The sequence below is a fragment of the Shewanella sp. 3_MG-2023 genome, assembly GCF_030548765.1.
Classification (GTDB): domain Bacteria; phylum Pseudomonadota; class Gammaproteobacteria; order Enterobacterales; family Shewanellaceae; genus Shewanella.
Genome location: NZ_JAUOSH010000007.1, coordinates 125,283 through 147,247, shown reverse-complemented (window position 1 = coordinate 147,247; position 21,965 = coordinate 125,283). Strand labels below are relative to the sequence as shown.

The following is a 21,965-nucleotide window of genomic DNA, read 5'->3' as shown; positions in this document are numbered from 1 at the left end:
TGATCAAATAGATATAGATAGAGCTAGAAATGTAACTTTTTGATGTTTTTTCCATAAAGCAGCTAAGTTAGTTCCTATGAGTTAATTCATAGAAACATGGAAGTATTATGGATCTAGAAAAGAGTTTAGACCAAGCAGATAAGACAATAAATGACCCTAACCCGCCTAGATGGCAAAAGATAGGTAAAGAAAACTATAACCTAGCTATCAATCGATTCAGCCCGGGGCATGAATTTAAAATTGCGCCGCTACATAAGGAAGACTTTGAAATGTTGCATTTATTGTAACCCATATCACTAATGATAAAATATCCACTGTGATTGATTATAACGGCGAACTTATAAGTGTTTCAGTCGCGTTCAATGATCTAGCTTGTGACTCAAAAACTCCCCCCCTCAACGGGCAAAACCTCTAAGCCTATTTTAAGCTCTTCAGCTAGAAAGGATTTGTTTGAATGCGTCGCATTTTTAAAGCGAACAGGCTAGTATCATCGAACGGATAATCTTTAAAAAATTAAACTGGCAGTTATCCCGTTAAGATAACTGCCAAATCAAACACTAAAAACAACCTAAAAACTATCACCAGGTATTCTTACCCAACCTTCCATAAGCACTCTTGCACTGCGGCTCATGCTGGCTTTATTCACCTGCCAGCTACCATTGGATAATGTCGCTTCTGCGCCCACTTTTAGAGTGCCCGATGGATGACCAAACACCACTGAAGTACGTGCTTGTCCACCAGCGGCAAGATTGACTAGCGAGCCTTCAACGGCAGCAGCCGTGCCTATTGCTACCGCTGCTGTACCCATCATGGCATGGTGTAGTTTACCCATTGATAATGCCCGCACTTGTAAGTCAATATCAGTGGCTAATACCGCTTTACCACTTGATGAGTTGTATGCACTTGGCGGCGACACAAAGGCAATCTTTGGCGTGTGTTGGCGCGCTGTGGCTTCATCAATGTGTTTAATTAACCCCATTTGCACTGCACCATGGGCACGTAAGCTTTCGAAAAATGCTAATGCGCTATCATCATTGTTTATGTCATCTTGAAGCTCATTACCCACATAACCAATGTCGGCAGCATTAACAAATATCGTTGGAATACCAGCATTAATCATAGTGGCTTTAATGGATGGGATCCCTTTTGCGCTAAGCTCTGGCACAACTAAATCATCCACCACATTGCCAGTTGGGAACATCGCTGCATCAGCGTCTGCTGGCGCTAAAAACTCTACCAGTACTTCGGCTGCAGGAAAGGTCACCCCGTCTAATTCAAAATCACCGGTTTCTTGCACTGCGCCGTTAGCCATTGGCACGTGCGCAATTATGGTTTTGCTGATATTGGCCTGCCATATACGCACTACCGCAATACCATTTTCAGGTACGCGGCTACTGTCAATTAAGCCATTGGATATGGCAAACGAACCCACAGCCGCCGTTAAATTACCGCAATTACCACTCCAATCAACGAAGGGTTTATCAATTGCCACTTGGCCAAAAAGGTAATCAACATCGTGATCGGCGTGGGCGCTTTTAGACAGTATTACCGTTTTGCTAGTACTTGAAGTCGCGCCGCCCATACCGTCAGTTTGCTTACCATAAGGATCTGGACTGCCGATGACTCTAAGCAGCATGGCATCGCGGGCATCGCCAGCCACTTGAGCGGATTTAGGTAAATCAGTTAGATTGAAAAACACCCCTTTACTGGTGCCACCACGCATATAGGTTGCTGGAATTTTTATTTGTGGAATATGAGACATCATGTTTCCTAAAATCAATCAGCACAATGAGTGAGAGGCATTCATTGTGCTGATGTTTGTTAAATTTAACGCAGCTATAACGACTTATGACTCATCACTAGTCACTAATGGCTGGCCTCTAAAAAGTCTTGGGCAAAGCGTTGTAAAATACCGCCCGCTTCATAGATAGACACCTCTTCAGCGGTGTCTAATCGACATTTAACTGGCACAGTTAAATGCTCACCATTAGTGCGAGTAATGATTACTGATAGCGCCGCACCTGGAGTACGCTCACCGATAACATCGTAGGTTTCAGTACCATCAATTTGATAGGTATGACGGTTCTCGCCATTGGTAAACTCAAGCGGCAGCACGCCCATTCCTACAAGGTTGGTACGATGGATACGCTCAAAGCCTTCAGCAACAATCACTTCAACGCCCGCTAAGCGGACCCCTTTGGCTGCCCAGTCACGGCTTGAACCTTGACCATAATCAGCACCTGCGATGATGATAAGTGGCTGCTTACGCTCCATATAGGTTTCAATGGCTTCCCACATGCGCGACTCTTGCCCTTCTGGCTCGATTCGGGCGTAAGAACCTTGCTTAATCACTTGCTTGCCATCTTTACCTAAGGTGGTCACCATTTCATTAAATAGTTTAGGGTTAGCAAATGTGGCACGTTGTGCGGTTAAGTGATCGCCGCGATGGGTGGCATATGAGTTAAAATCAACTTCAGGCAAGCCCATTTTATCAAGGTAAGCACCTGCTGCACTATCAAGCATAATAGCGTTTGATGGTGATAAATGATCGGTAGTGATGTTGTCACCTAATACCGCTAATGGGCGCATGCCTTTCATGGCGCGCTCACCCGCTAATGCGCCTTCCCAATAAGGAGGACGACGGATATAGGTACTTTGAGGGCGCCAATCATACTGTGGATCAATCTTAGCTGAAGAGTCGCTGCCGTATTCAACTTTGATATCAAACATTGGCTCATACACTTTGCGGAATTGCTCAGGCTTAACGCTAGCAGCGATAACCGCATCAATTTCAGCATCTGATGGCCAGATATCTTTAAGCCTTATATCGTTACCTTGTTGATCTTTACCTAAAACATCTTTTTCAATATCAAAACGAATGGTGCCAGCAATAGCGTAGGCAACCACCAGTGGCGGCGAGGCTAAGAACGCTTGTTTCGCATAAGGATGAATACGACCATCAAAATTTCGGTTACCTGATAACACCGCGGTGGCATATAAATCACGTTCAATCACTTCTTGTTGAATCACAGGATCGAGCGCGCCACTCATGCCATTACAGGTAGTACAGGCAAAACCGACAATACCAAAGCCCAAGGCTTCAAGTTCGGTTAATAAATTGGCATCTTCAAGATACAACTGCACCGCTTTTGAGCCTGGTGCTAATGAGGTTTTAACCCAAGGTTTACGTGTAAGCCCCTTGGCATTGGCGTTACGGGCGATTAAGCCTGCAGCAATCACATTGCGTGGGTTAGAGGTGTTAGTACAACTGGTAATGGCGGCAATAATACAAGCGCCATCAGGCATTAAGCCGGCTTCATTCTCAACAATACCGCTAATGCCTTTAGCGGCTAAATCACTTGTCGATACGCGGCGATGTGGGTTTGAAGGACCTGCAATGTTACGTCCAACACTGGATAAGTCAAAACGCAGCACGCGTTCATATTCTGCATTGACTAAGGTGTCAGCCCATAGGCCATTTTGTTTGGCGTAAGTCTCAACTAACTCAACTTGTTTATCATCACGGCCAGTCAGTTTTAAGTAATCAATGGTTTTATCATCGATATAAAACATCGCTGCTGTGGCGCCAAATTCTGGCGTCATATTTGAAATCGTAGCGCGATCGCCTAATGTCAGATTAGCGGCGCCTTCACCATAAAACTCAAGGTAAGTTGATACTACTTTTTGCTCGCGTAAAAACTCGGTAATCGCTAACACAATATCTGTCGCAGTAATGCCTGATTGACGCTCGCCGACCAGCTCAACACCGACAATATCAGGTAGACGCATATAAGATGGGCGACCTAGCATCACGCTTTCAGCTTCAAGCCCACCAACACCAATAGCGATAACACCTAAAGCATCCACATGGGGCGTATGGCTATCTGTGCCCACTAAGGTATCAGGAAATGCCACGCCTTCACGGGCTTGCACCACTGGCGACATTTTCTCTAAATTAATTTGATGCATGATGCCGTTACCGGGCTGGATCACATCAATATTTTTAAAGGCCGTTTTAGTCCAGTTAATAAAATGAAATCTGTCTTCATTACGTCTGTCTTCAATGGCGCGGTTTTTTTCAAAGGCATCTTTTTCGAAACCTGCATGTTCGACAGCCAGAGAGTGATCGACAATCAACTGCGTTGGCACTACTGGGTTCACTTTTGATGGGTCGCCGCCTTTTTCAGCGATAGCATCACGTAAACCCGCTAAATCAACTAATGCGGTTTGACCAAGAATGTCGTGACAAACAACACGGGCTGGAAACCAAGGGAAATCGAGATCTCGCTTACGTTCAATAATTTGTTTTAAGCAATCTGTTAGCGTCTCAGGTGGGCAGCGACGCACAAGGTTCTCGGCATAAACGCGAGAGCTATATGGCAGTTTGTCGAATGCGCCTGCTTGGATATCATCAACAGCAGCTTTGGTATCAAAGTAATCCAGCTCTGTACCTGGTAACGGTTTTCTATAATTTGAATTCATAACCCAATCCATCAAGTTTGGTAATTGTTAGCTAGTTTGCAATTTGCATGTTCAACAAGGTCTGAAAAACAAAAGGCTGACCCATTGGCCAGCCTTTGACTGTTTATCTTTCGCTAATTGGCGTTACAGTGCGTGGCTCAGATCCGATGTAATCAGCACTTGGTCTGATAATACGATTGTTTGAGCGCTGCTCCATGACGTGAGCAGCCCAGCCAGTAAGACGTGAACACACAAAGATAGGCGTAAATAGCTTGGTTGGAATACCCATAAAATGATAAGCCGATGCATGGAAGAAATCAGCATTACAGAATAGTTTTTTTGTATCCCACATAAACTCTTCACAAGCCACTGAGATGTCGTACAAGCTAGTATCGCCATTTTCCTGAGCCAGTTTTTCTGACCAGGCTTTAATGATCACATTACGTGGATCTGAAGTGCGGTAAATCGCATGACCAAAGCCCATGATTTTTTCTTTACGCTCTAGCATGCCTGCCATTTGCGCTTTAGCATCGCTTGGCGAAGTAAACTTTTGGATCATGTCCATTGCTGCTTCATTAGCACCGCCATGAAGTGGGCCACGAAGAGTACCGATAGCACCGGTAATACACGAGAACATGTCAGATAAGGTTGAAGCACATACGCGCGCAGTAAAGGTAGAAGCGTTAAACTCATGCTCTGCATAAAGTATTAACGATACATCCATCACTTTACGATGTTGCTCTGAAGGCGTTTTACCATTCAATAGTTTTAAGAAGTGGCCGCCGATGGTTTCTTCATCTGTAACGCAGTCAATTTCAACACCTTCATGGCTGAAACGATACCAGTAACACATGATGGCAGGAAAAGCGGCGAGTAAGCGGTTTGCTGCTTTATGTTGCTCAGCAAAATCAGCTTCTGGCTCAAGATTACCTAAAAATGAGCAACCAGTGCGCATCACATCCATTGGATGCGCATCGGCAGGAATACGTTGTAATACTTCTTTTAATGCTTGTGGTAAATCACGCTGAGTCGTCAATACTGATTTATAAGTATCTAGCTGATCTTGCGTTGGCAATTCACCATTAAATAATAGATAGGCGACTTCCTCAAAAGTAGCATTTTCAGATAAATCGGCAACATCGTAACCGCAATAGGTTAAACCTGAGCCTGATTTACCTACGGTACATAATGCTGTATCACCTGCGCTTTGACCACGAAGGCCTGCACCACTTAGTTTCTTGTCTACCATAATGATTTCCTATTCTTTTATGTGTTTCGAGTACTATTTGGTTGTCTTTTAAATTATCGGTTTGCTTGTCGACAATCTTTGTTCAAGAACAATATTTGTGCATTAATCATCCAATCGCAATAAATCGCTATTGCTACAACGACAAAGCTTATAAACACTGTTTATCAACACTTTCTATCAACAGAAAACTGCTTTTATGTCTTGCCAGTAATTACTTGTTTTTACCTTCAGCAAATAAGCTATCAAGCTTTTGCTCATAATCGTGGTAACCGAGGTAATCGTATAAATCCATACGGGTTTGCATGGTGTCGACAACCGCTTTTTGGTCGCCATCTTTTAAGATTGCGCTGTAGACATTTTCAGCGGCTTTATTCATCGCACGAAATGCACTTAACGGATACAGCACCATGGCTGCGCCCCACTGACCGAGTTGCTCTTTGTTCCATAACTCTGTTTGACCAAACTCGGTGATGTTAGCCAAAATCGGGACATCAAGTGCATCGGCAAAGGCGCGATAATGCTCTTCAGTTTTTACCGCTTCGGCAAAAATACCGTCTGCACCGGCGGCAACATAGGCTTTAGCACGGGCGATCGCCGCCTCTAAACCTTCTTGAGCAAATGAGTCGGTTCTTGCCATGATGAAAAAATCAGGATCAATACGGGCATCGACAGCCGCTTTAATGCGATCAACCATTTCTTCAGTAGACACAATCTCTTTGTTCGGGCGATGACCACAACGCTTCTGCGCAACTTGATCTTCCATGTGCACAGCTGCAGCGCCGGCTTTTTCCATATCACGAACGGTTTTAGCGATGTTAAATGCACCACCCCAACCGGTATCGATATCCACTAATAGTGGTAAGTCACAGGCTGAAGTAATACGCTGAACGTCAACAATCACATCATTGAGTGACGTCATACCTAAATCAGGTAAACCATAAGATGCGTTCGCCACACCGCCACCCGATAAATATATCGCTTGATGACCAATTTGTTTCGCCATCATTGCTGAATACGCATTAATAGTTCCAACGATTTGTAGTGGCTTGTTGTCGACTAATGCCTGACGGAATTTTTTGCCTGCGCTCATGATATCCCTCTCTCTATTTGTTATTGCTATGCGGCAGTTGTTTACGCTTAACTGCCGAAGCTTAATTAGCGGTTTAATTTAGTTTCGATATTATTTTTGGAGTACATGATGTGACGACGCATTAGCATCTCTGCTAACTCTTCATCACGATTTGAAATGGCTTTAACTATATGGGTATGTTCTTCAAAGGCAGTTGTCACCCGAGGTCCTGCCATGCCTAATTGCACTCGGTACATACGAATAAGGTGATACATACCGTCTATCAGCACAGAAATGAGGTGCTTGTTTTTGCTCCCTAGAATAATGCGGTAATGAAAATCCACATCACCTGCTTCTTGATAATAAGACTCGCCAGATTTCACTTCATTAGAGTGTTGGCTCAGAAGCGTTAATAAATCTGCAATCTCTTCATCAGTCATGTTTTTAGCGGCAAGCCTAGCCGCCATGCCCTCAAGAGATTCGCGCACTTGATACAACTCTATGAGCCCTTCAGGCGTTAATGCCACCACTCGGGCACCTATATTGGCTTTACGTTCAACCAAATGGCATGACTCTAAACGGTTTATTGCCTCGCGGATAACTGCGCGGCTAACGGCGTACTTTGTCGACAGTTCTGTTTCACTCAGTTTTGAGCCTGCCGTAATATCGCCTTCAACGATGTCCTTTCTTAACTCAAAAAAGGTTTTATCGGCTGCTGTAATGGGCTGTTCAGTAAAAAATGTCATTTTAAGTAGGCTGTCTGACCAAAGAATAATTGTCGACAATATAAGCCAATAATAACAAGTGGTCAACATAAACAAGCTAGATTGTCGACAAAAGCATAAAACGCCAGTGATAAATCAACGCTGCTAAGTTGTGGCTAAAGCATAAGCAGGGCAAAGTATGTTTACCGATATAAGCTCGCGATATGACTCAGAGAAATAACACAGAGAACTAACACAGAGAACTAACACAGAGAACTAACACAGAAAACACCCATGCTCGGTTAACGCCTCCCTTATTTATAAATAGACAGATAGATAGACAGATAAATGGATAAATGGATAAATCGTGACGGAGCGGATGAATAAACTCACCCATAAGCCCCATACATTGGGCAATGAATAAATGTATAACAGCCAAGCAAGCTTAGGGAGTACACCTAAGCCGTTTTAAATATCCCAAGTAAATAATATGGCTATGGCACAACTTTATTGCCCATAAAACGCGCAATTAAGCGGTGTTCATGACTATTTGTTGCTTAGTTCACCATTTACTCAGCCCTGCTCTTGCCTAGTGGCTTGTCAGTTCATTATCATAAGTTAATTTAATGCACATTCAGTGATATCCATCAGCAATTTTGCGGAGCAACAATGACAACTATCAACTTACTTTTAATCTGTGGCGGCGGCAGTGCAGAGCATGATGTGTCTTTGTTATCAGCTGATTTTTTTGAATCATCTCTCGCAAATAGTAACGAGATTAATTTACTGCGAGTTGAACTTGATAAAAATGGCCATTATCACGATCAAGATGGTAATGTTTGTGAGCTAACCAATAAGCGCGAAATTCGTTTTGAAGATCAGCAAAAAGCACCTTGGCCTGTAGACTATGTCATTCCTTGTATTCATGGATTTCCCGGTGAGACCGGTGACATTCAATCTTATTTCAATTTAATCCAATTGCCTTACTTTGGTTGTGAGTCAGAAGCCTCAAGAAACTGTTTTAACAAAATCACCGCCAAAATGTGGTTTAGCGCCTTAGGCATCCCTAATACGCCTTATATTTTTCTTAATGAACTAAATGATGACGCTATACAACAAACGGCAGCAGCCTTATCAGAATGGGGCTCAGTATTTGTTAAAGCCGCCTCTCAAGGTTCATCAGTGGGCTGCTATAAAGTTGATGACGCAACGCAAATACAACAAGTATTAACTGATGCCTTTAGTTTTGCGCCTTCTGTGGTGGTTGAAAAGACCATTATCGCCCGAGAGTTAGAAGTCGCAGTTTATCAATATCAAGGTGAAGTAATAGCAACACTGCCAGGTGAGATCATTTGTGCCAGTAACACTTTTTATACTTTTGAAGAAAAATATAATGCTTCAAGTAAGGCGACCACCAATGTAGTCGCAAAGAATTTATCTGAGGATGTGTGTGAAGCGATTCGCAGCTATGCGATAAAAGCATTTAAAGGGATGAAGTTAAGACACTTATCAAGAATTGATTTTTTTCTAACCGAAGAGAATGAAATTTTACTAAACGAGATTAATACCTTCCCTGGCTCTACACCAATTTCAATGTTTCCGAAAATGCTACAAAATCACGGCGAAAACTTTACTGATTACTTGGTTGAAAACATCAAAAGCCAATTATAAATCTAAACACATATACCAACTTGATACGACGATTAACGACAAAATAGCTATCGCGTCATATTGATTGAAACAATATTGGAATATGTTTGCTGATGGCCAGCATCTTCCAATTGTTTGCGCCAAGGGTTGTCTTGAACCCTGACCATATAGAAACGCTCACGGTAGGTATCAGTGACGAATGCAATCCCATGTTGCATTAATTCATAATGAATATCATGTACAAATACCAAAGAAAAATTCTGCCTGCCTGTTAACTGATTAATGTCTCCTCGCGTTAAGCTTACTCCATTCTCTAATTGTTCAAATTGAATCATTAGCCAATTCGCAAAATCTTTTGAACTCACCATTTGATTGCCCTCGTATTTAAATCAAAAAAACTACAACTAAATCTAACTAATAGTTTAGTGCACTTTACGATTTTCAGCACAATAGTTTAACAAACTCATCTGGCCAAACATTATTCATCAAATGAAAAAACGGTAGTTTAACACCAAGAAATCACACACTACCCATTGAAATATAAAGAATTAGAATAAAACAAACACAGTCAAATAAAAACATATTAAGATGTCAACTTTTTAACCAGTGTCAACAAAATGACTTACAACTTGATTTTATCCGTTTATTAGAACAGTATTGCAACATTAACCCAACAGCTTAATGTTATATATAGTATTACTTCTATGTTGTTGTTCGTCATAACTTAATCGGAAAGGAATAATGTCAAAAATTGTTTTATGCATAGTCAGTTTTATGCTCATATCTGGCTGTAGTCAAACTCCTCATTTCAATGATTCAAACCTTAATTCAAACTCCCTAGTTGGCATTTATACTAATGATGATGGTTTTGGAAACCGTATTAATATCGTTTTAAATGAAGATGGGAGTTACGAGTCTCAACTAAATGGAACCATTGGAATAGAGGGGTTTTCTTATGGTGAATGGGAGCACACAACGAAGTCAAATAGTATTTTATTTTCCCCAATTAAAGAACATGGTTTTTTAAAAGGAAAACTTAAAACATTACTGATCATTAGTGATAGTAACAATATTTCCTTAATTCCAGCTAAAAAACTTAAAAGTCATTCTAAGTTAATGGCTGATTACGGACAATCAAACTATAGCTATCAGAAAAATAGTATTTAATTTAATCGTGCTCTAACCGCTTATGTACATGGATGTACTGTAAGCTTTGTTTAGTTACTTCAATAAGCCATTTTCGTTACTTCAAATTTAACTTCTCAATGATTATTCCCAGCTATAAACTTCAAATATTTTACAAGCCAGCCACAAAGAATACCTGCTCTGACATAGGCCTCAAATAGTATTAAATGCAACCCCAAAAAAGGCCAGCTTTCGCTGACCTTATTTATTGCTATTGGCTTTTACTAAAAGCCTTCCACACCAGCCATATCAGGTAATTGATGGGCTATCCCTTTATGGCAGTCGATACAGGTTTTATCACCGCTCGCTAATGAGGTTGAGTGCATTTGCGAAGCGCGAGTCGATTGACGCGTAAAGTCCATATAATCGAAATTATGGCAGTTACGGCATTCTAATGAGTCATTAGCTTTAAGGCGTGCCCACTCATGCTCTGCCAACTCACGGCGTTTACCTTCAAACTTTTCACGAGTATTGATGGTGCCAAATACCTTGCCCCAAACTTCTTTCGAAGCCTGCATTTTACGAGCAATTTTATTGGTCCATTCATGTGGTACATGGCAATCTGAACACGTTGCGCGCACACCACTTCGGTTAGTAAAGTGAATGGTGCTTTGCAGCTCTTGATAAACATTACTTTCCATTTCATGGCAACTGGTACAGAACTCCTCGGTGCTTGCTAATTCAAGAGCGGTATTAAACCCACCCCAAAAAATCACCCCTGCTACAAAGCCACCTAATGTCAAAAAACCCAGGCTGTAATGAACACTTGGCCTGTTTACTACCTGCCAAACTAACTTCAATTTTTCTAGTATTTTTGCAATCATAAATGCTCCTAATGCTCAGTCGTTGAAGATTTTTTCATGAGTTCTTTAACATCCACAAAATCATTTTCAACCAATAACTTGGCATCTAACTGAGATACATGGCATTGAGTACAGTAATAACGACGTGGCGACAACGATGCCAAGAAATTATTATCTCTGTCCATATAATGCGTCACACTTACCATAGGAGCTTGAGAATGCCCAGTGCTACTACGCGCATGACATTGCATACATTTATTCACTTTCAAATCAATTTGATAACCATCAATTTTATGAGGAATAATTGGCGGCTGCATCGGGTAATTACGCACTTGCTTAACATCTGAATTAATCACTTTCTGCATAACAGGCGGTGTTGGTTCAACGTTTAATGGTGCAAGGCGTAATGTAGCAACTTTCTCATCAGGCACAGTTGCTGCCGTCAAACCAAAAGAGAATCCAACTAACGCAATGATTGACAATATTTTACGTGCTTTCATGGTGTCTCTCCTTAGGCTTTAACGATTTTAACCGCGCACTTTTTAAAGTCTGTTTGTTTTGACAATGGATCTGTCGCATCTAACGTGACTTTGTTAATGAGCTGGCTAGCATCAAACCAAGGAACAAATACCAAGCCAACAGGCGGCTTATTACGACCTCGGGTTTCTATACGGGTTTTAATTTCACCACGACGAGAAATAACCTTCACTTCATCACCACGACGTAAACCACGTTTTTTAGCATCATCTGGATGCATAAAACACACTGCATCAGGGAAGGCTTTATAAAGCTCTGGCACACGCTGGGTCATTGACCCCGAATGCCAATGTTCTAGTACGCGACCGGTTGATAACCAAATATCGTATTCTTCATCTGGCATCTCTGGCGCTGGTTCATAAGGCAGTGCAAAAATAACCGCTTTACCATCTGGCTTACCATAGAACTCAAAACCTTTACCGGCTTTAACATAAGGGTCAGACCCTTCACGGAAACGCCATTTGGTTTCTTTACCGTCAACAACAGGCCAACGTAAACCGTGCTCTTCATGGTAACGGTCAAAGTCAGCTAAATCATGACCATGTCCACGACCAAAGGTTGCATATTCTTCAAATAAGCCTTTTTGAACGTAAAAACCAAAATGTTTAGCTTCATCATTCAAGAACTTAGGATCAGCATCACTTAATGGGAACTTCTCAACATTACCGTTTTGGTAAAGTACTTCGAATAACGTTTTACCTTTAAACTTAGGATTGGCATCTAAAACATCTTGCGGCCAAACTTCATCAGTGGTGAAACGTTTTGAGAATTCCATCAACTGCCATAAGTCAGACATTGACTCGCCTGGCGCTTTAACCATTTGATGCCAGAATTGAGTACGACGCTCTGCATTACCATAAGCCCCCTCTTTCTCAACCCACATTGCGGTAGGTAAAATCAAATCAGCTGCTTGTGTTGTTACCGTTGGATAAGCATCAGAAACAACTATGAAGTTTTCTGGATTACGGTAACCCGGTAATCCTTCTTCGTTCATGTTAGCCGCAGCTTGCATGTTGTTGTTCACTTGAACCCAATAACAATTTAAATCACCATCTTTAAGACGGCGATTTTGTTCAACGGCATGGTAGCCAGGCTTTGGTGGGATTATGCCACTTGGAATATTCCAAATTTCTTCAGCATGTTTACGATGCTCAGGGTTAGTAACCACCATATCAGCAGGTAAACGATGCGAGAATGTACCGACTTCACGCGCGGTACCACAAGCTGATGGTTGACCCGTTAATGAGAATGGGCTGTTGCCAGGAGTAGAAATTTTACCGACTAGCAAGTGAATGTTATAAATAAGGTTATTACACCACACACCACGAGTATGTTGGTTGAAACCCATAGTCCAGAAAGAGGTGACTTTCTTTTTAGGGTCAGCGTACAACTCTGCAAGTTCAATCAACTTGTGCTCAGGTACACCAGAAAGCTCGCTTACTGATTTAACATCGTAGTCAGCTACAAACGCCTTAAACTGCTCAAAATCGATTGGGGTTGAATCACCCGCAGTCTCAACGTTCTTGGCTTTTTTCTGTAATGGATGAGTGGCTCGTAAACCATAACCAATATCCGTTTCACCTTTACGGAAATTAACATGCTTAGCGACAAAATCTTTGTCTACTTTATCGTTTTGAATAATGTAATTGGCGATAAAGTTAAGCATGGCTAAATCGGTTTGCGGCGTAAATACTATGCCTAAATCCGCCAAATCAAATGAACGATGTTGGAACGTCGATAACACAGCAACTTTCACATGTGGTGCACTTAAACGGCGGTCAGTCACGCGAGTCCAAAGGATCGGGTGCATTTCTGCCATATTAGAGCCCCATAATACGAAAGCATCCGCCGCTTCCATATCATCATAACAACCCATGGGTTCATCAATACCAAAGGTACGCATGAATCCACCAACAGCAGAAGCCATACAATGACGTGCATTGGGATCAATATTGTTAGAACCAAAGCCTGCTTTCATTAATTTAACCGCTGCATAGCCTTCCCACACAGTCCATTGGCCAGAACCAAACATGCCGACTGCAGTAGGCCCTTTAGCTTTAATGGTTTTTTTCCATTTTTCAGCCATGGTATCAAACGCAGTATCCCAACTAATGGGGCTGAACTCGCCATTCTTATCATATTTTCCGTCGGTCATTCTTAACATTGGAGTTTGAAGGCGATCGCGACCGTACATAATTTTTGATAAGAAGTAGCCTTTAATACAGTTAAGGCCTTTGTTGACTTCACTTTTTGCGTCACCATGGGTTGCAACCACTTTACCGTCACGCGTCGCAACGATAACGGAACAACCTGTACCACAAAAACGACATGGTGCTTTGTTCCACTCTAATTTGGTCTGCTCAGAGCTAGTAATTAAGTTACTTGCTGATGCCGGCAAAGCCATGCCTGCCACGCTGGCAGCTGCCATAGCAGCATTAGCCTTCATAAACTCACGTCTGTTCATACTCATTCTTCACCCTCTTCTAGCTCTTCGCTTTGGTGATAAACCATAGTGGCAGTAAGCACACCAGGTATTGCGTTAATAGTTGAAATGTCATCCATTAAGGAACGCTGGCTTGGTCCTTCAATCACTACGACTATCTTCATCTCGTTGTTAACTGATAAATCTGCATTGTCCATGGCCATAATTTGTTGGCGAACTTCAGCCATTTGCTCTGGTTTTACTTGCACTATCAGGCTAGTTACGTGGATTTCTTTTTTGCTCATCAAGATTACTTCTCTATTAATTTTTGTTTTAATTTCTATGATTATCCAGCGCCAGGAGGGCCAGAAAGAATTTGACTAAACCAAATGGTGAACCCTAATGCACTAACGAGTATCGCTGACAAAATGGGTGCTAAGAAAACCGTTAAAAATATAAAAATTTTAAGTTCTAGGCTTTTCTCAGTTTTAGAATCTATATTCATGGAGCCTCCGGCAGAGGTTTCTAAGGAAAGGGATGTAGCATAATTGTTACTGATTGATATTCGTGTGAATTTTATCTTTTATCAATGACTAAACTATATACTCACAAATTGGTAAAACGAATAAATGTTGATCTAGATCATAAAAAAACCAACAATTATTACAACTAGAAATCGCATATGAACAATAAAGCGCTTCAATAGTAAATCCAGCCAAAAATAAAAATCTCATTCATGTTAATTGATTCGATTTAAACCAGAACCACTGGAGAAAAATACTCATGCATAAGTATATATAGTCTCTAACACAAAAGTTATCAACTTGTTAATCGTCAATCAAACACTTACAGAACATTCTAGTGATTTCAAACAGGCTTAGCCGATAACCATGCGAGTTACCTCGATCACTTCTCCACCTTTAAATTATCCTCAAATAAAAAAGCACAACTGAATTGTTATTCAATTGTGCTTTTTAAAGAAATATAGATGTGTCACTACACGGTTAAATACTTATAACTTATAGCGTAAGACCTTCAAGGATTTTTGCTCATCAATATCAGTAAACTCGGGGGGATTATCAATACGCTCAACAAAGGTTAAGCTTTCTGCAGTTTCTTCAACTTGCTTCATTAAAAAATCACAGCCAAGCTCAGGCGCATTTAAACACAACAACACTTCACCATTATCAGCCAGTAACTCTGGTAAACGTCTCAGCAGCCTTACATAATCTTTGGTGGCAACAAAACTTCCTTTTTGATTACTTGGTGGATCGGCAACAATTAAGTCATAAGGCCCAAGTTTGGTTAGTTTGCCCCATGATCTAAAGATGTCATGACCGAGAAAGCGTGCGCCTGAAGCAAAATCATTGAGCAAATGGTTTTGTTTGCCTATGGCTAATGCGCCCTTGCTCATATCCATATTAACCACTTCAGTCGCTTCGCCCTGTAAAGCGACAACAGAAAAGGCGCAGGTATAAGCAAATAGGTTAAGCACTTTTTTATCCTTTGCGTGTGCTTTAACCCACTTTCGACCATTGGCCATATCAAGGAAAATACCGTGATTTTGCCCGCGTAACAGGTGGACTAAAAAATGGGCGCCATTTTCTGTCACTATGTGTTTTTCAGGTACTTCACCGGCAACAACATCGGTTATAGTTTGCCCTGCATTACGGTACTGAAATACTAAATTAAACGGTTTATCGCCATGACACTGCTGCCAAACTGCTTCTATATCAGCAACCATTGACTGTCTTTCTGATTCTGGCAGCTCTTTAAAGCTGGTAAGCAGTAACACAGGGTTAAACCAGTCTAAGCAAATATGCTCATAACCGCTAAAGAGCCCCCCGCGACCATGAAATAAGCGACAAAGGTCATCACCTAATTGTGCTTGGGCTAATGCGTTAACCGCAGGAAAATTTGAATCATTTGAATTCATTTATAACGCTCATTTATGTAAATTAAACATGACCATTTTCGGACTTTTCAGATGGGGTTTCATCTGTTGTTTGTTCGGCTTCTTCTACTCGGGCAACTAATTCCCCATTTTTGTCATCTTCATCATGGATTTCATCAGATAACAAGATAGCCAACCACTTACCACTGTCACTGGACTCTAATGCAATTTTGACAATCATAGTCAGTGGTACAGATAACAGCATCCCTACTGAGCCAAGTAACCAGCCCCAAAAAATTAATGACAAGAACACCACTAAGGTTGATAAGCCTAAACCGCGGCCCATAAATTTAGGTTCAACCACATTACCCATGACAGTATTTGTGCCTAAAAATAATAAAGCCGTAACACCTGCAGCCCCTGGCCCCATTTGAATGAATGCCAATAGTACCGCTGGAATAGCAGCAATTATAGAACCAATGTTGGGAATATAGTTAAACAGGAAGGCTAACACTGCCCACAATAATGCGTAGTCAACCCCAATAATACTCAAACCAATACCGACAATAATACCGGTGCCAATACTGACGAGGGTTTTTATCACCATATATTGATTAACTGAATGCAAAAATTTATCAATTTGCTTTAAGCGCATGTCTGGATCGTCTAAGGCAAAATGAAACTTTTTAGGTAATGATTGGGCTTCAAACAACATAAAGATAATGGTCAAGATGATTAGAAACAGATTTGCCATCACATTACCAAGGCCTGACAACATATTAGTGGTCATGCTTAAGGCCATACCGGGGTCAAAGTATTCTAAGGCTTTTTCTTTAGAGATATTAATATTTAACGCGGTTAGCTTTTCTAATATCCATGAAAACTGCTCAATTAATTGTTGGCGGTAAACCGGTATTTGTTTAGAAAACTCATTAATAGAGCTGCCCACTAAACTCGCCAGCCATAAGCCCATTAGCACGATCAATAGCATCAACAGTATAATTGATAGCCATTTAGGTACCCTAAAACGGCTCATAAATACAATGGCGGGATTACAAACAACCGCTAAAAATGCAGATAATACAAACGGGACCACAATTGGACTTGCTGTTTTGATACCGGCAAGGATCACCACTAAGCAAGCCATGATGGCAAAACCACGTAACGCAATCGAGGAAGAGTTACCTCCATTCATAATGAAAACCTTTTTATACTTAAACGTGAATTAAACTAAGATTTGTTAAGTTGAAACTATATGCGTAATTAATTGAAAAAACAAAACAACTAACTGCAAAATTATTGATTATACCTGTTATATTTTGTGTATAAATGTTTAAAGCGCCCCAAGGGTGAATTAAGCGAGTAAAATTAATTAATTTGAAACTAAAGCAAGTCACTAAACACTGATCGAAACGCTAAGCTAGCACGTATTATTACTTATGTTGGCAAAATGAATGGTGAGACTTTATGAAGATTTTAATAACTGGGGCAACAGGATTTGTTGGCCAACAATTAGTACATTTACTGCAAGAAGAACATAAGCTTACTATTGTTAGCCGTAATATTGAGCATGCTGAAGCCGTGCTGGGTAATAAACATCATTACTTATCAGGCCTTGATACCTTAGACAATCTCAATGAATTTGATAGCGTGATAAATCTAGCTGGAGAGCCCATTGTCGGCAAACGCTGGAGCCAACAACAAAAGCAACGGATTTGCGACAGTCGCTGGAATATAACCGCCAGACTGGCCCAGCTGATCCAACAAAGCACTACCCCACCAGCAAGTTTTATTAGCGCCTCTGCCATCGGCTTTTATGGTCGCCAAGGCCAAGAGCCTGTTGATGAGCATAGCCAAGCCCATGATGAGTTTAGCCATCAGGTTTGTAGTGAGTGGGAACACTTAGCCTTAAAAGCCCAGTCAGAAAACACCCGAGTCTGTGTGCTCAGAATTGGCATTGTATTAGGTAAAAATGGCGGTGCATTAGCAAAAATGTTGCCACCGTTTAAATTAGGCTTGGGCGGCCCGATTGGTAAAGGCACCCATGGGGTTAGCTGGATCCACATTGATGACCTAACCCATTTGATTGAACACTTAATTAACTCTAACGATGCTAAGGGTATTTTCAATGCTACGGCACCGAATCCTGTTAATCACAAGCAATTTGCTCAATCATTAGGCTTTACCTTAAAGCGCCCAGCTAAAATCCCGACACCTGTATTAGCATTACGGTTAGCCATGGGCGAAATGGCAGACTTAATTGTTGAAGGGCAATTTGTATTGCCCAAACGTACATTGGCGTCAGGCTTTAACTTTAAATATACCCATATTGACCCAGCGTTAGATTCAATTTTTAATGCCTAATCACTTGGATATGTGCCGTTCTGATTATTGTGGTCTTCAAGAACACTATTTACTGTTAACCAGCTCAGTGGTTTTATCCATAAACCACTGGTAACGTTTTGGTAAAGGTCGATGTTTTTTATAAATCATGTACAAGGGCTCTTTTACCTGCTTTTCAAGTTTAGCAATCGATATTGCCGCTACATCACTAAAGCTTTTTACTGCAAACTCAGGTAACACAGTAAAACCTAGGCCTTTTGAAACTGGCAACAAAATTTGGTTAAGTTGATTAACATAACTGACAACCCGAACCTCTATTGCTTGTTTATCTTTATAGTTATTAGCCACCACTTGCTGCCAATTATGCATCGCATCTGGGTGAGCAACCATGCCCAACGCCATTAACTCATCATAATTTATTACCGTTTTTGATTCACTTTTCGGCACCACAAGACAAAGGTGCTCATAGCCTATGGCTAACACTTCAAGTTCAGGGTCGGAAACAAGCTGGGTCACAATGCCAATATCAATATCGTTATTGGATAATAACTCTATTATCCTTCTATTGGGTCCAGCTTCGATTGAAACATTCAGCTGCTGATGTTTGATTTGATAATCAATAAAGTGCGGATATAACAATGAGGCTAATGAACCTGAACAAGCAAAGCGGCACTCACCCACATGTTCTGAATCAAGCTGTAAATCGGTTAATAATTGCTGCTGTTCCTTAACTAGAGATTGGCCATATTGCTGTAACTGCATACCGGCCGACGTTAATTCAAAGCGCTTACCAAAGCGTTCGATTAACTTTACGTTCAACTGCTTTTCTAATTTCTGCACATGCTGACTCACACCCGGTTGAGTCATAAACAACTGCTCAGCAGTTTGAGTAAAGTGGCCTACTTCAGCCAATTTTAAGAAGGTCGTTAACCATTTTTGATTAATCATCAAAGTTACCTTTGTTATTCAAGCTGCAAGTGCAGATGGCACGCTCTGCTAATCTTTAGTTTTGATAGCATAGCAAATTTTAAATAACAGCAGGTTATAAAACTTACTCACTTTGATAATTAAATGATTTAACTATTCGCAGTAAGAAGCTGGAGAAAGTAAGTTAACAACTATTGATTATCGAAGGAATATTGCCTTTTAATTTCGACAACTTCAACGCTGTAAGCGCGGTACCACTTATCTTGACCTAACTTTTGCGCCACGGCATGTTTTGAATCTTGATGCCAAGCTTGAATATCTGCCTCTGAATGCCAATATGAAATCGCGATTTCCTTATCCCCTTCTGATACTGCAATAAAATCGATGCAATTATAATGGTTAAACGCTAGGTCCCTCATCACGGCAACAGTATCTGAATAATGCTTATCTTGTTGTCCAACCGTTGCTTTAAATATCACCGCAAACATGATTAAAATTCCTTTTGATTAGTAATAAGGCATAAAAAATATAGGGAGTAACACTCCCTATTTCTGCCAAAACTTATTTAAATAAATCCTTAAACTAGCCACTCTCGTCAACGTTCAATGTTTTCACCAGTCGACTTATCAAACTCGAAAAAAATGCCTTACGTACCACAAGTAAACAGTAGTAGTTGTAGTGGCATAGTTAATTTAGTCACCAAGTAGTGAGCAATAACTAAAGCCGAGTGGAAATTAAGAATTTAACTAATTGGGGTAAGTCATGCAATTTAGATTAGTAAAGTGCTAGCCAGTTTAATCTTCTTTAAGACGAAGATTTTTCAACAGTTTTATCAGGTAAATAAAGCAATATTATAAACCCAATAAAAAGTAATGCCCATAATAAAAAACCTAAGAATGAGGGGTATCCTTTGGCTTTGGAATAAAAGCAAAAAGCAAGTAATAATGAGATAAAATTAGCTCCAAATACTACCATTTTAAAAACAGCCTCATTACTGTCTGCAGGAAGAAGATTATAAGGCTGTGATATAAAGTATATAATAAATAAAAAGCTTACTAACCATAAACTTGTAAATATAAGAGAGGTTTTTTTATGCTTAATAATCATGTTTCCTCCTTGAATTTAGATTGATAAGTAACAATATTTTAACTAATTAATTATATAGCCAATTTCAATTACAAATCAAACTATATCCCATGTGAATGCGGTGTATACTCTGAACACTCACGAGGTTAATAACACCCATTTCTACTTGAAAATCTACACCTTACCTACAGTTAAGCTTCATCAACATCTACACCTGTTTGGATAAAATAATGTCAGTGATAGAATTTAATTACTGCTAGATTATTATTTTGAACGTACAGTGATAGTGGGTTGACATTTCGATTAGATACACCTTTCTCAAGCGCTTAAGCAAGAATATATCCGAGTCCTTTTCGATAAATTATTGGTTCTAGGTACAATGTACTGGTCAACTCCAATTGGACACTTTTAGTTAGGAACTTTCAAACTCAACAGGTGATAAATCACTCTTCGCTGCAATTAACAGAAGTGCTAAAGCATTTTTAATGCTTTTAAACCAAAACCCAAATAAAACCCATTAAATTTACCCCAATAAAAAAGGAGAAGGCTAGCCTTCTCCTTTAAATAATAAAACCCGTTATTAACCGGCTTTTAGCAACTCACTGCAAGAACGATTAAGTAACTGCCTGCAGTGCCACATCCCTAAGAAGGATACCACTGCTGTGCCAGCTACAGGGGCTATTGCCCACCACGGCCAATGCATGCAAGATTTACATGCCATCCATTGTTATTATTTGGGGTATTTTGAGTTTATTTGGAATAGATCAAAGTCGTGGCGTTTCGCCCACACCAGACCAAGAAGAGTGAAACTGCTCACCCCTCTTGGATCACCCCAACAGCCCCGGCGAAATTTTCTGAAAAGCGAAAGATTTCCAACGGGGGATCATTCAGCTTTGAAGCTAATTTGTAATTATTAAAGTTGATATTCGAAAATTTAATTATGGTCATAGTTAATTTCAGTTAATTTTCGAAATCGTATTAAGTGTATTTACACTTAATGAGGCTGGTTACTCAACAGTAAAGCAGGCTCACTTTCTTCGCCCCAAGTTATTGCTTTTTCGAAGACAAGTCCCAGCTTTTTGAGCAAGTTAATTGATGGTTTATTTTCGGGGTTAGTGATACCCAAAATTTGATGAAGCTTTAACTCATTTTTTGCGTACTTCAGTACCGCTTGCGAGGCTTCTAACGCATATCCTTTGCCCATATATTCTGGTAAAAAACCAAAGCCTATATCGGGATGCGGTAAATTATCGCGGCGAATTAAACCACTCATTCCAATGACTGTTTCAGTATTTCCCAGCACTACCGCATATTGTCCGTAACCATTGCTTTTGTAACTCGCAATAATTTTACGTGAATATGCATCAGCATCAACGATGGTCCTTATCGATCTATCACCAATATTTTGAATGTAAAGTGGCGTGTTCATTAGAATAAGGTGAAACTCTACATCATTGTGTGTAAATTCCCGAATAGTTAAGCGTTCTGTTTTTAAAGGTGTCATCATAAAAAATCCATATCACTAATTGCATTGTCCATTTTTTGTTAAAAAATTCTAATAAGTATAATTAAACACGTCAATAAAATAACTTGATTTGATAAGTTAATAATTATGAATAATTAGCATACCACCCA

At 40.4% G+C, this 21,965-nt stretch carries 21 protein-coding genes; 4 read left to right on the top strand and 17 right to left on the bottom strand.

Going from position 1 to position 21,965, the window contains the following annotated elements; all coding sequences use genetic code 11:
* The first annotated feature begins 107 nt into the window (after positions 1–107).
* A complete protein-coding gene (locus tag Q4591_RS06120; protein WP_303411004.1) occupies positions 108–287 on the top strand; it encodes a hypothetical protein in 180 nt (59 codons plus the stop codon).
* Positions 288–568: 281 nt separating this feature from the next.
* On the opposite strand, the gene prpF is transcribed toward Q4591_RS06120, so the two are convergent.
* From prpF to Q4591_RS06095, 5 genes are all read right to left on the bottom strand, one after another.
* Positions 569–1,762, bottom strand: coding sequence for a 2-methylaconitate cis-trans isomerase PrpF (gene prpF / locus Q4591_RS06115; RefSeq protein ID WP_303459986.1), 1,194 nt, complete (start codon positions 1,760–1,762; stop codon positions 569–571).
* A gap of 104 nt (positions 1,763–1,866) precedes the next feature.
* On the bottom strand, positions 1,867–4,482 hold the full coding sequence (acnD, locus tag Q4591_RS06110) for a Fe/S-dependent 2-methylisocitrate dehydratase AcnD (protein WP_303411006.1): 2,616 nt from the start codon (positions 4,480–4,482) through the stop codon (positions 1,867–1,869).
* A gap of 103 nt (positions 4,483–4,585) precedes the next feature.
* Entirely contained in the window at positions 4,586–5,710 is a 1,125-nt protein-coding gene (prpC, locus tag Q4591_RS06105) for a 2-methylcitrate synthase (RefSeq protein WP_102440557.1), read from the bottom strand.
* 211 nt (positions 5,711–5,921) lie between these two features.
* Positions 5,922–6,800 (bottom strand): methylisocitrate lyase, encoded by an 879-nt coding sequence (prpB, locus tag Q4591_RS06100; RefSeq protein ID WP_076536891.1) that lies wholly within the window; start codon positions 6,798–6,800, stop codon positions 5,922–5,924.
* Between the two features lie 65 nt (positions 6,801–6,865).
* The gene (locus Q4591_RS06095) at positions 6,866–7,525 is read right to left on the bottom strand and encodes a GntR family transcriptional regulator (RefSeq protein ID WP_102476335.1); all 660 of its coding nucleotides are present in this window, start codon (positions 7,523–7,525) and stop codon (positions 6,866–6,868) included.
* A gap of 627 nt (positions 7,526–8,152) precedes the next feature.
* On the opposite strand from Q4591_RS06095, the gene Q4591_RS06090 reads away from it, so the two are divergent.
* On the top strand, positions 8,153–9,154 hold the full coding sequence (locus tag Q4591_RS06090; RefSeq protein WP_102476336.1) for a D-alanine--D-alanine ligase: 1,002 nt from the start codon (positions 8,153–8,155) through the stop codon (positions 9,152–9,154).
* Between the two features lie 47 nt (positions 9,155–9,201).
* On the opposite strand, the gene Q4591_RS06085 is transcribed toward Q4591_RS06090, so the two are convergent.
* The gene (locus tag Q4591_RS06085) at positions 9,202–9,501 is read right to left on the bottom strand and encodes a hypothetical protein (RefSeq protein WP_102440554.1); all 300 of its coding nucleotides are present in this window, start codon (positions 9,499–9,501) and stop codon (positions 9,202–9,204) included.
* Positions 9,502–9,874: 373 nt separating this feature from the next.
* Here Q4591_RS06085 and Q4591_RS06080 point away from each other — a divergent pair, with 373 nt between their 5' ends.
* On the top strand, positions 9,875–10,300 hold the full coding sequence (locus Q4591_RS06080) for a hypothetical protein (protein WP_303459970.1): 426 nt from the start codon (positions 9,875–9,877) through the stop codon (positions 10,298–10,300).
* A gap of 242 nt (positions 10,301–10,542) precedes the next feature.
* Here Q4591_RS06080 and Q4591_RS06075 read toward each other — a convergent pair whose 3' ends face one another.
* The 7 genes from Q4591_RS06075 to Q4591_RS06045 form a co-directional block, all read right to left on the bottom strand.
* Positions 10,543–11,130, bottom strand: coding sequence for a cytochrome c3 family protein (locus Q4591_RS06075; RefSeq protein WP_102440577.1), 588 nt, complete (start codon positions 11,128–11,130; stop codon positions 10,543–10,545).
* 20 nt (positions 11,131–11,150) lie between these two features.
* The gene (locus tag Q4591_RS06070; RefSeq protein ID WP_102440552.1) at positions 11,151–11,621 is read right to left on the bottom strand and encodes a nitrate reductase cytochrome c-type subunit; all 471 of its coding nucleotides are present in this window, start codon (positions 11,619–11,621) and stop codon (positions 11,151–11,153) included.
* An 11-nt stretch (positions 11,622–11,632) separates the two neighbouring features.
* Positions 11,633–14,122 (bottom strand): nitrate reductase catalytic subunit NapA, encoded by a 2,490-nt coding sequence (gene napA / locus Q4591_RS06065; RefSeq protein WP_102440576.1) that lies wholly within the window; start codon positions 14,120–14,122, stop codon positions 11,633–11,635.
* Between the two features lie 2 nt (positions 14,123–14,124).
* Positions 14,125–14,385, bottom strand: a complete 261-nt coding sequence (locus Q4591_RS06060; protein ID WP_102440551.1) for a chaperone NapD — start codon at positions 14,383–14,385, stop codon at positions 14,125–14,127.
* A 41-nt stretch (positions 14,386–14,426) separates the two neighbouring features.
* A complete protein-coding gene (locus Q4591_RS06055; RefSeq protein ID WP_102440550.1) occupies positions 14,427–14,585 on the bottom strand; it encodes a periplasmic nitrate reductase, NapE protein in 159 nt (52 codons plus the stop codon).
* A 507-nt stretch (positions 14,586–15,092) separates the two neighbouring features.
* Positions 15,093–16,016: a class I SAM-dependent methyltransferase gene (locus tag Q4591_RS06050; protein WP_102440549.1), complete on the bottom strand. Its 924-nt coding sequence runs from the start codon at positions 16,014–16,016 to the stop codon at positions 15,093–15,095.
* A gap of 22 nt (positions 16,017–16,038) precedes the next feature.
* Positions 16,039–17,169, bottom strand: coding sequence for an AI-2E family transporter (locus tag Q4591_RS06045; protein WP_102440548.1), 1,131 nt, complete (start codon positions 17,167–17,169; stop codon positions 16,039–16,041).
* A gap of 272 nt (positions 17,170–17,441) precedes the next feature.
* On the opposite strand from Q4591_RS06045, the gene Q4591_RS06040 reads away from it, so the two are divergent.
* The gene (locus Q4591_RS06040; protein ID WP_102519821.1) at positions 17,442–18,338 is read left to right on the top strand and encodes a TIGR01777 family oxidoreductase; all 897 of its coding nucleotides are present in this window, start codon (positions 17,442–17,444) and stop codon (positions 18,336–18,338) included.
* Positions 18,339–18,383: 45 nt separating this feature from the next.
* Here the strand turns inward: Q4591_RS06040 and Q4591_RS06035 are convergent, their stop codons facing one another.
* The 4 genes from Q4591_RS06035 to Q4591_RS06020 all read right to left on the bottom strand — a co-directional run bounded on the left by Q4591_RS06035 (position 18,384) and on the right by Q4591_RS06020 (position 21,837).
* Positions 18,384–19,265 (bottom strand): LysR family transcriptional regulator, encoded by an 882-nt coding sequence (locus tag Q4591_RS06035; protein ID WP_303459967.1) that lies wholly within the window; start codon positions 19,263–19,265, stop codon positions 18,384–18,386.
* A gap of 170 nt (positions 19,266–19,435) precedes the next feature.
* Positions 19,436–19,732, bottom strand: coding sequence for an antibiotic biosynthesis monooxygenase (locus Q4591_RS06030; RefSeq protein WP_102440545.1), 297 nt, complete (start codon positions 19,730–19,732; stop codon positions 19,436–19,438).
* Positions 19,733–20,048: 316 nt separating this feature from the next.
* Positions 20,049–20,351, bottom strand: a complete 303-nt coding sequence (locus Q4591_RS06025; RefSeq protein WP_303459963.1) for a hypothetical protein — start codon at positions 20,349–20,351, stop codon at positions 20,049–20,051.
* 973 nt (positions 20,352–21,324) lie between these two features.
* Positions 21,325–21,837, bottom strand: a complete 513-nt coding sequence (locus Q4591_RS06020) for a GNAT family N-acetyltransferase (protein WP_303459960.1) — start codon at positions 21,835–21,837, stop codon at positions 21,325–21,327.
* Positions 21,838–21,965 lie beyond the last annotated feature (128 nt).

What these genes read in the sequence shown, in the direction of transcription:
- Q4591_RS06120 (WP_303411004.1), top strand. Translation starts at nt 108, where the DNA reads ATGGATCTAGAAAAGAGTTTAGACCAAGCAGATAAGACAATAAATGAC.
- prpF (WP_303459986.1), bottom strand. Translation starts at nt 1,762, where the DNA reads ATGTCTCATATTCCACAAATAAAAATTCCAGCAACCTATATGCGTGGT.
- acnD (WP_303411006.1), bottom strand. Translation starts at nt 4,482, where the DNA reads ATGAATTCAAATTATAGAAAACCGTTACCAGGTACAGAGCTGGATTAC.
- prpC (WP_102440557.1), bottom strand. Translation starts at nt 5,710, where the DNA reads ATGGTAGACAAGAAACTAAGTGGTGCAGGCCTTCGTGGTCAAAGCGCA.
- prpB (WP_076536891.1), bottom strand. Translation starts at nt 6,800, where the DNA reads ATGAGCGCAGGCAAAAAATTCCGTCAGGCATTAGTCGACAACAAGCCA.
- Q4591_RS06095 (WP_102476335.1), bottom strand. Translation starts at nt 7,525, where the DNA reads ATGACATTTTTTACTGAACAGCCCATTACAGCAGCCGATAAAACCTTT.
- Q4591_RS06090 (WP_102476336.1), top strand. Translation starts at nt 8,153, where the DNA reads ATGACAACTATCAACTTACTTTTAATCTGTGGCGGCGGCAGTGCAGAG.
- Q4591_RS06085 (WP_102440554.1), bottom strand. Translation starts at nt 9,501, where the DNA reads ATGGTGAGTTCAAAAGATTTTGCGAATTGGCTAATGATTCAATTTGAA.
- Q4591_RS06080 (WP_303459970.1), top strand. Translation starts at nt 9,875, where the DNA reads ATGTCAAAAATTGTTTTATGCATAGTCAGTTTTATGCTCATATCTGGC.
- Q4591_RS06070 (WP_102440552.1), bottom strand. Translation starts at nt 11,621, where the DNA reads ATGAAAGCACGTAAAATATTGTCAATCATTGCGTTAGTTGGATTCTCT.
- napA (WP_102440576.1), bottom strand. Translation starts at nt 14,122, where the DNA reads ATGAACAGACGTGAGTTTATGAAGGCTAATGCTGCTATGGCAGCTGCC.
- Q4591_RS06060 (WP_102440551.1), bottom strand. Translation starts at nt 14,385, where the DNA reads ATGAGCAAAAAAGAAATCCACGTAACTAGCCTGATAGTGCAAGTAAAA.
- Q4591_RS06055 (WP_102440550.1), bottom strand. Translation starts at nt 14,585, where the DNA reads ATGAATATAGATTCTAAAACTGAGAAAAGCCTAGAACTTAAAATTTTT.
- Q4591_RS06050 (WP_102440549.1), bottom strand. Translation starts at nt 16,016, where the DNA reads ATGAATTCAAATGATTCAAATTTTCCTGCGGTTAACGCATTAGCCCAA.
- Q4591_RS06045 (WP_102440548.1), bottom strand. Translation starts at nt 17,169, where the DNA reads ATGAATGGAGGTAACTCTTCCTCGATTGCGTTACGTGGTTTTGCCATC.
- Q4591_RS06040 (WP_102519821.1), top strand. Translation starts at nt 17,442, where the DNA reads ATGAAGATTTTAATAACTGGGGCAACAGGATTTGTTGGCCAACAATTA.
- Q4591_RS06035 (WP_303459967.1), bottom strand. Translation starts at nt 19,265, where the DNA reads ATGATTAATCAAAAATGGTTAACGACCTTCTTAAAATTGGCTGAAGTA.
- Q4591_RS06030 (WP_102440545.1), bottom strand. Translation starts at nt 19,732, where the DNA reads ATGTTTGCGGTGATATTTAAAGCAACGGTTGGACAACAAGATAAGCAT.
- Q4591_RS06025 (WP_303459963.1), bottom strand. Translation starts at nt 20,351, where the DNA reads ATGATTATTAAGCATAAAAAAACCTCTCTTATATTTACAAGTTTATGG.
- Q4591_RS06020 (WP_303459960.1), bottom strand. Translation starts at nt 21,837, where the DNA reads ATGATGACACCTTTAAAAACAGAACGCTTAACTATTCGGGAATTTACA.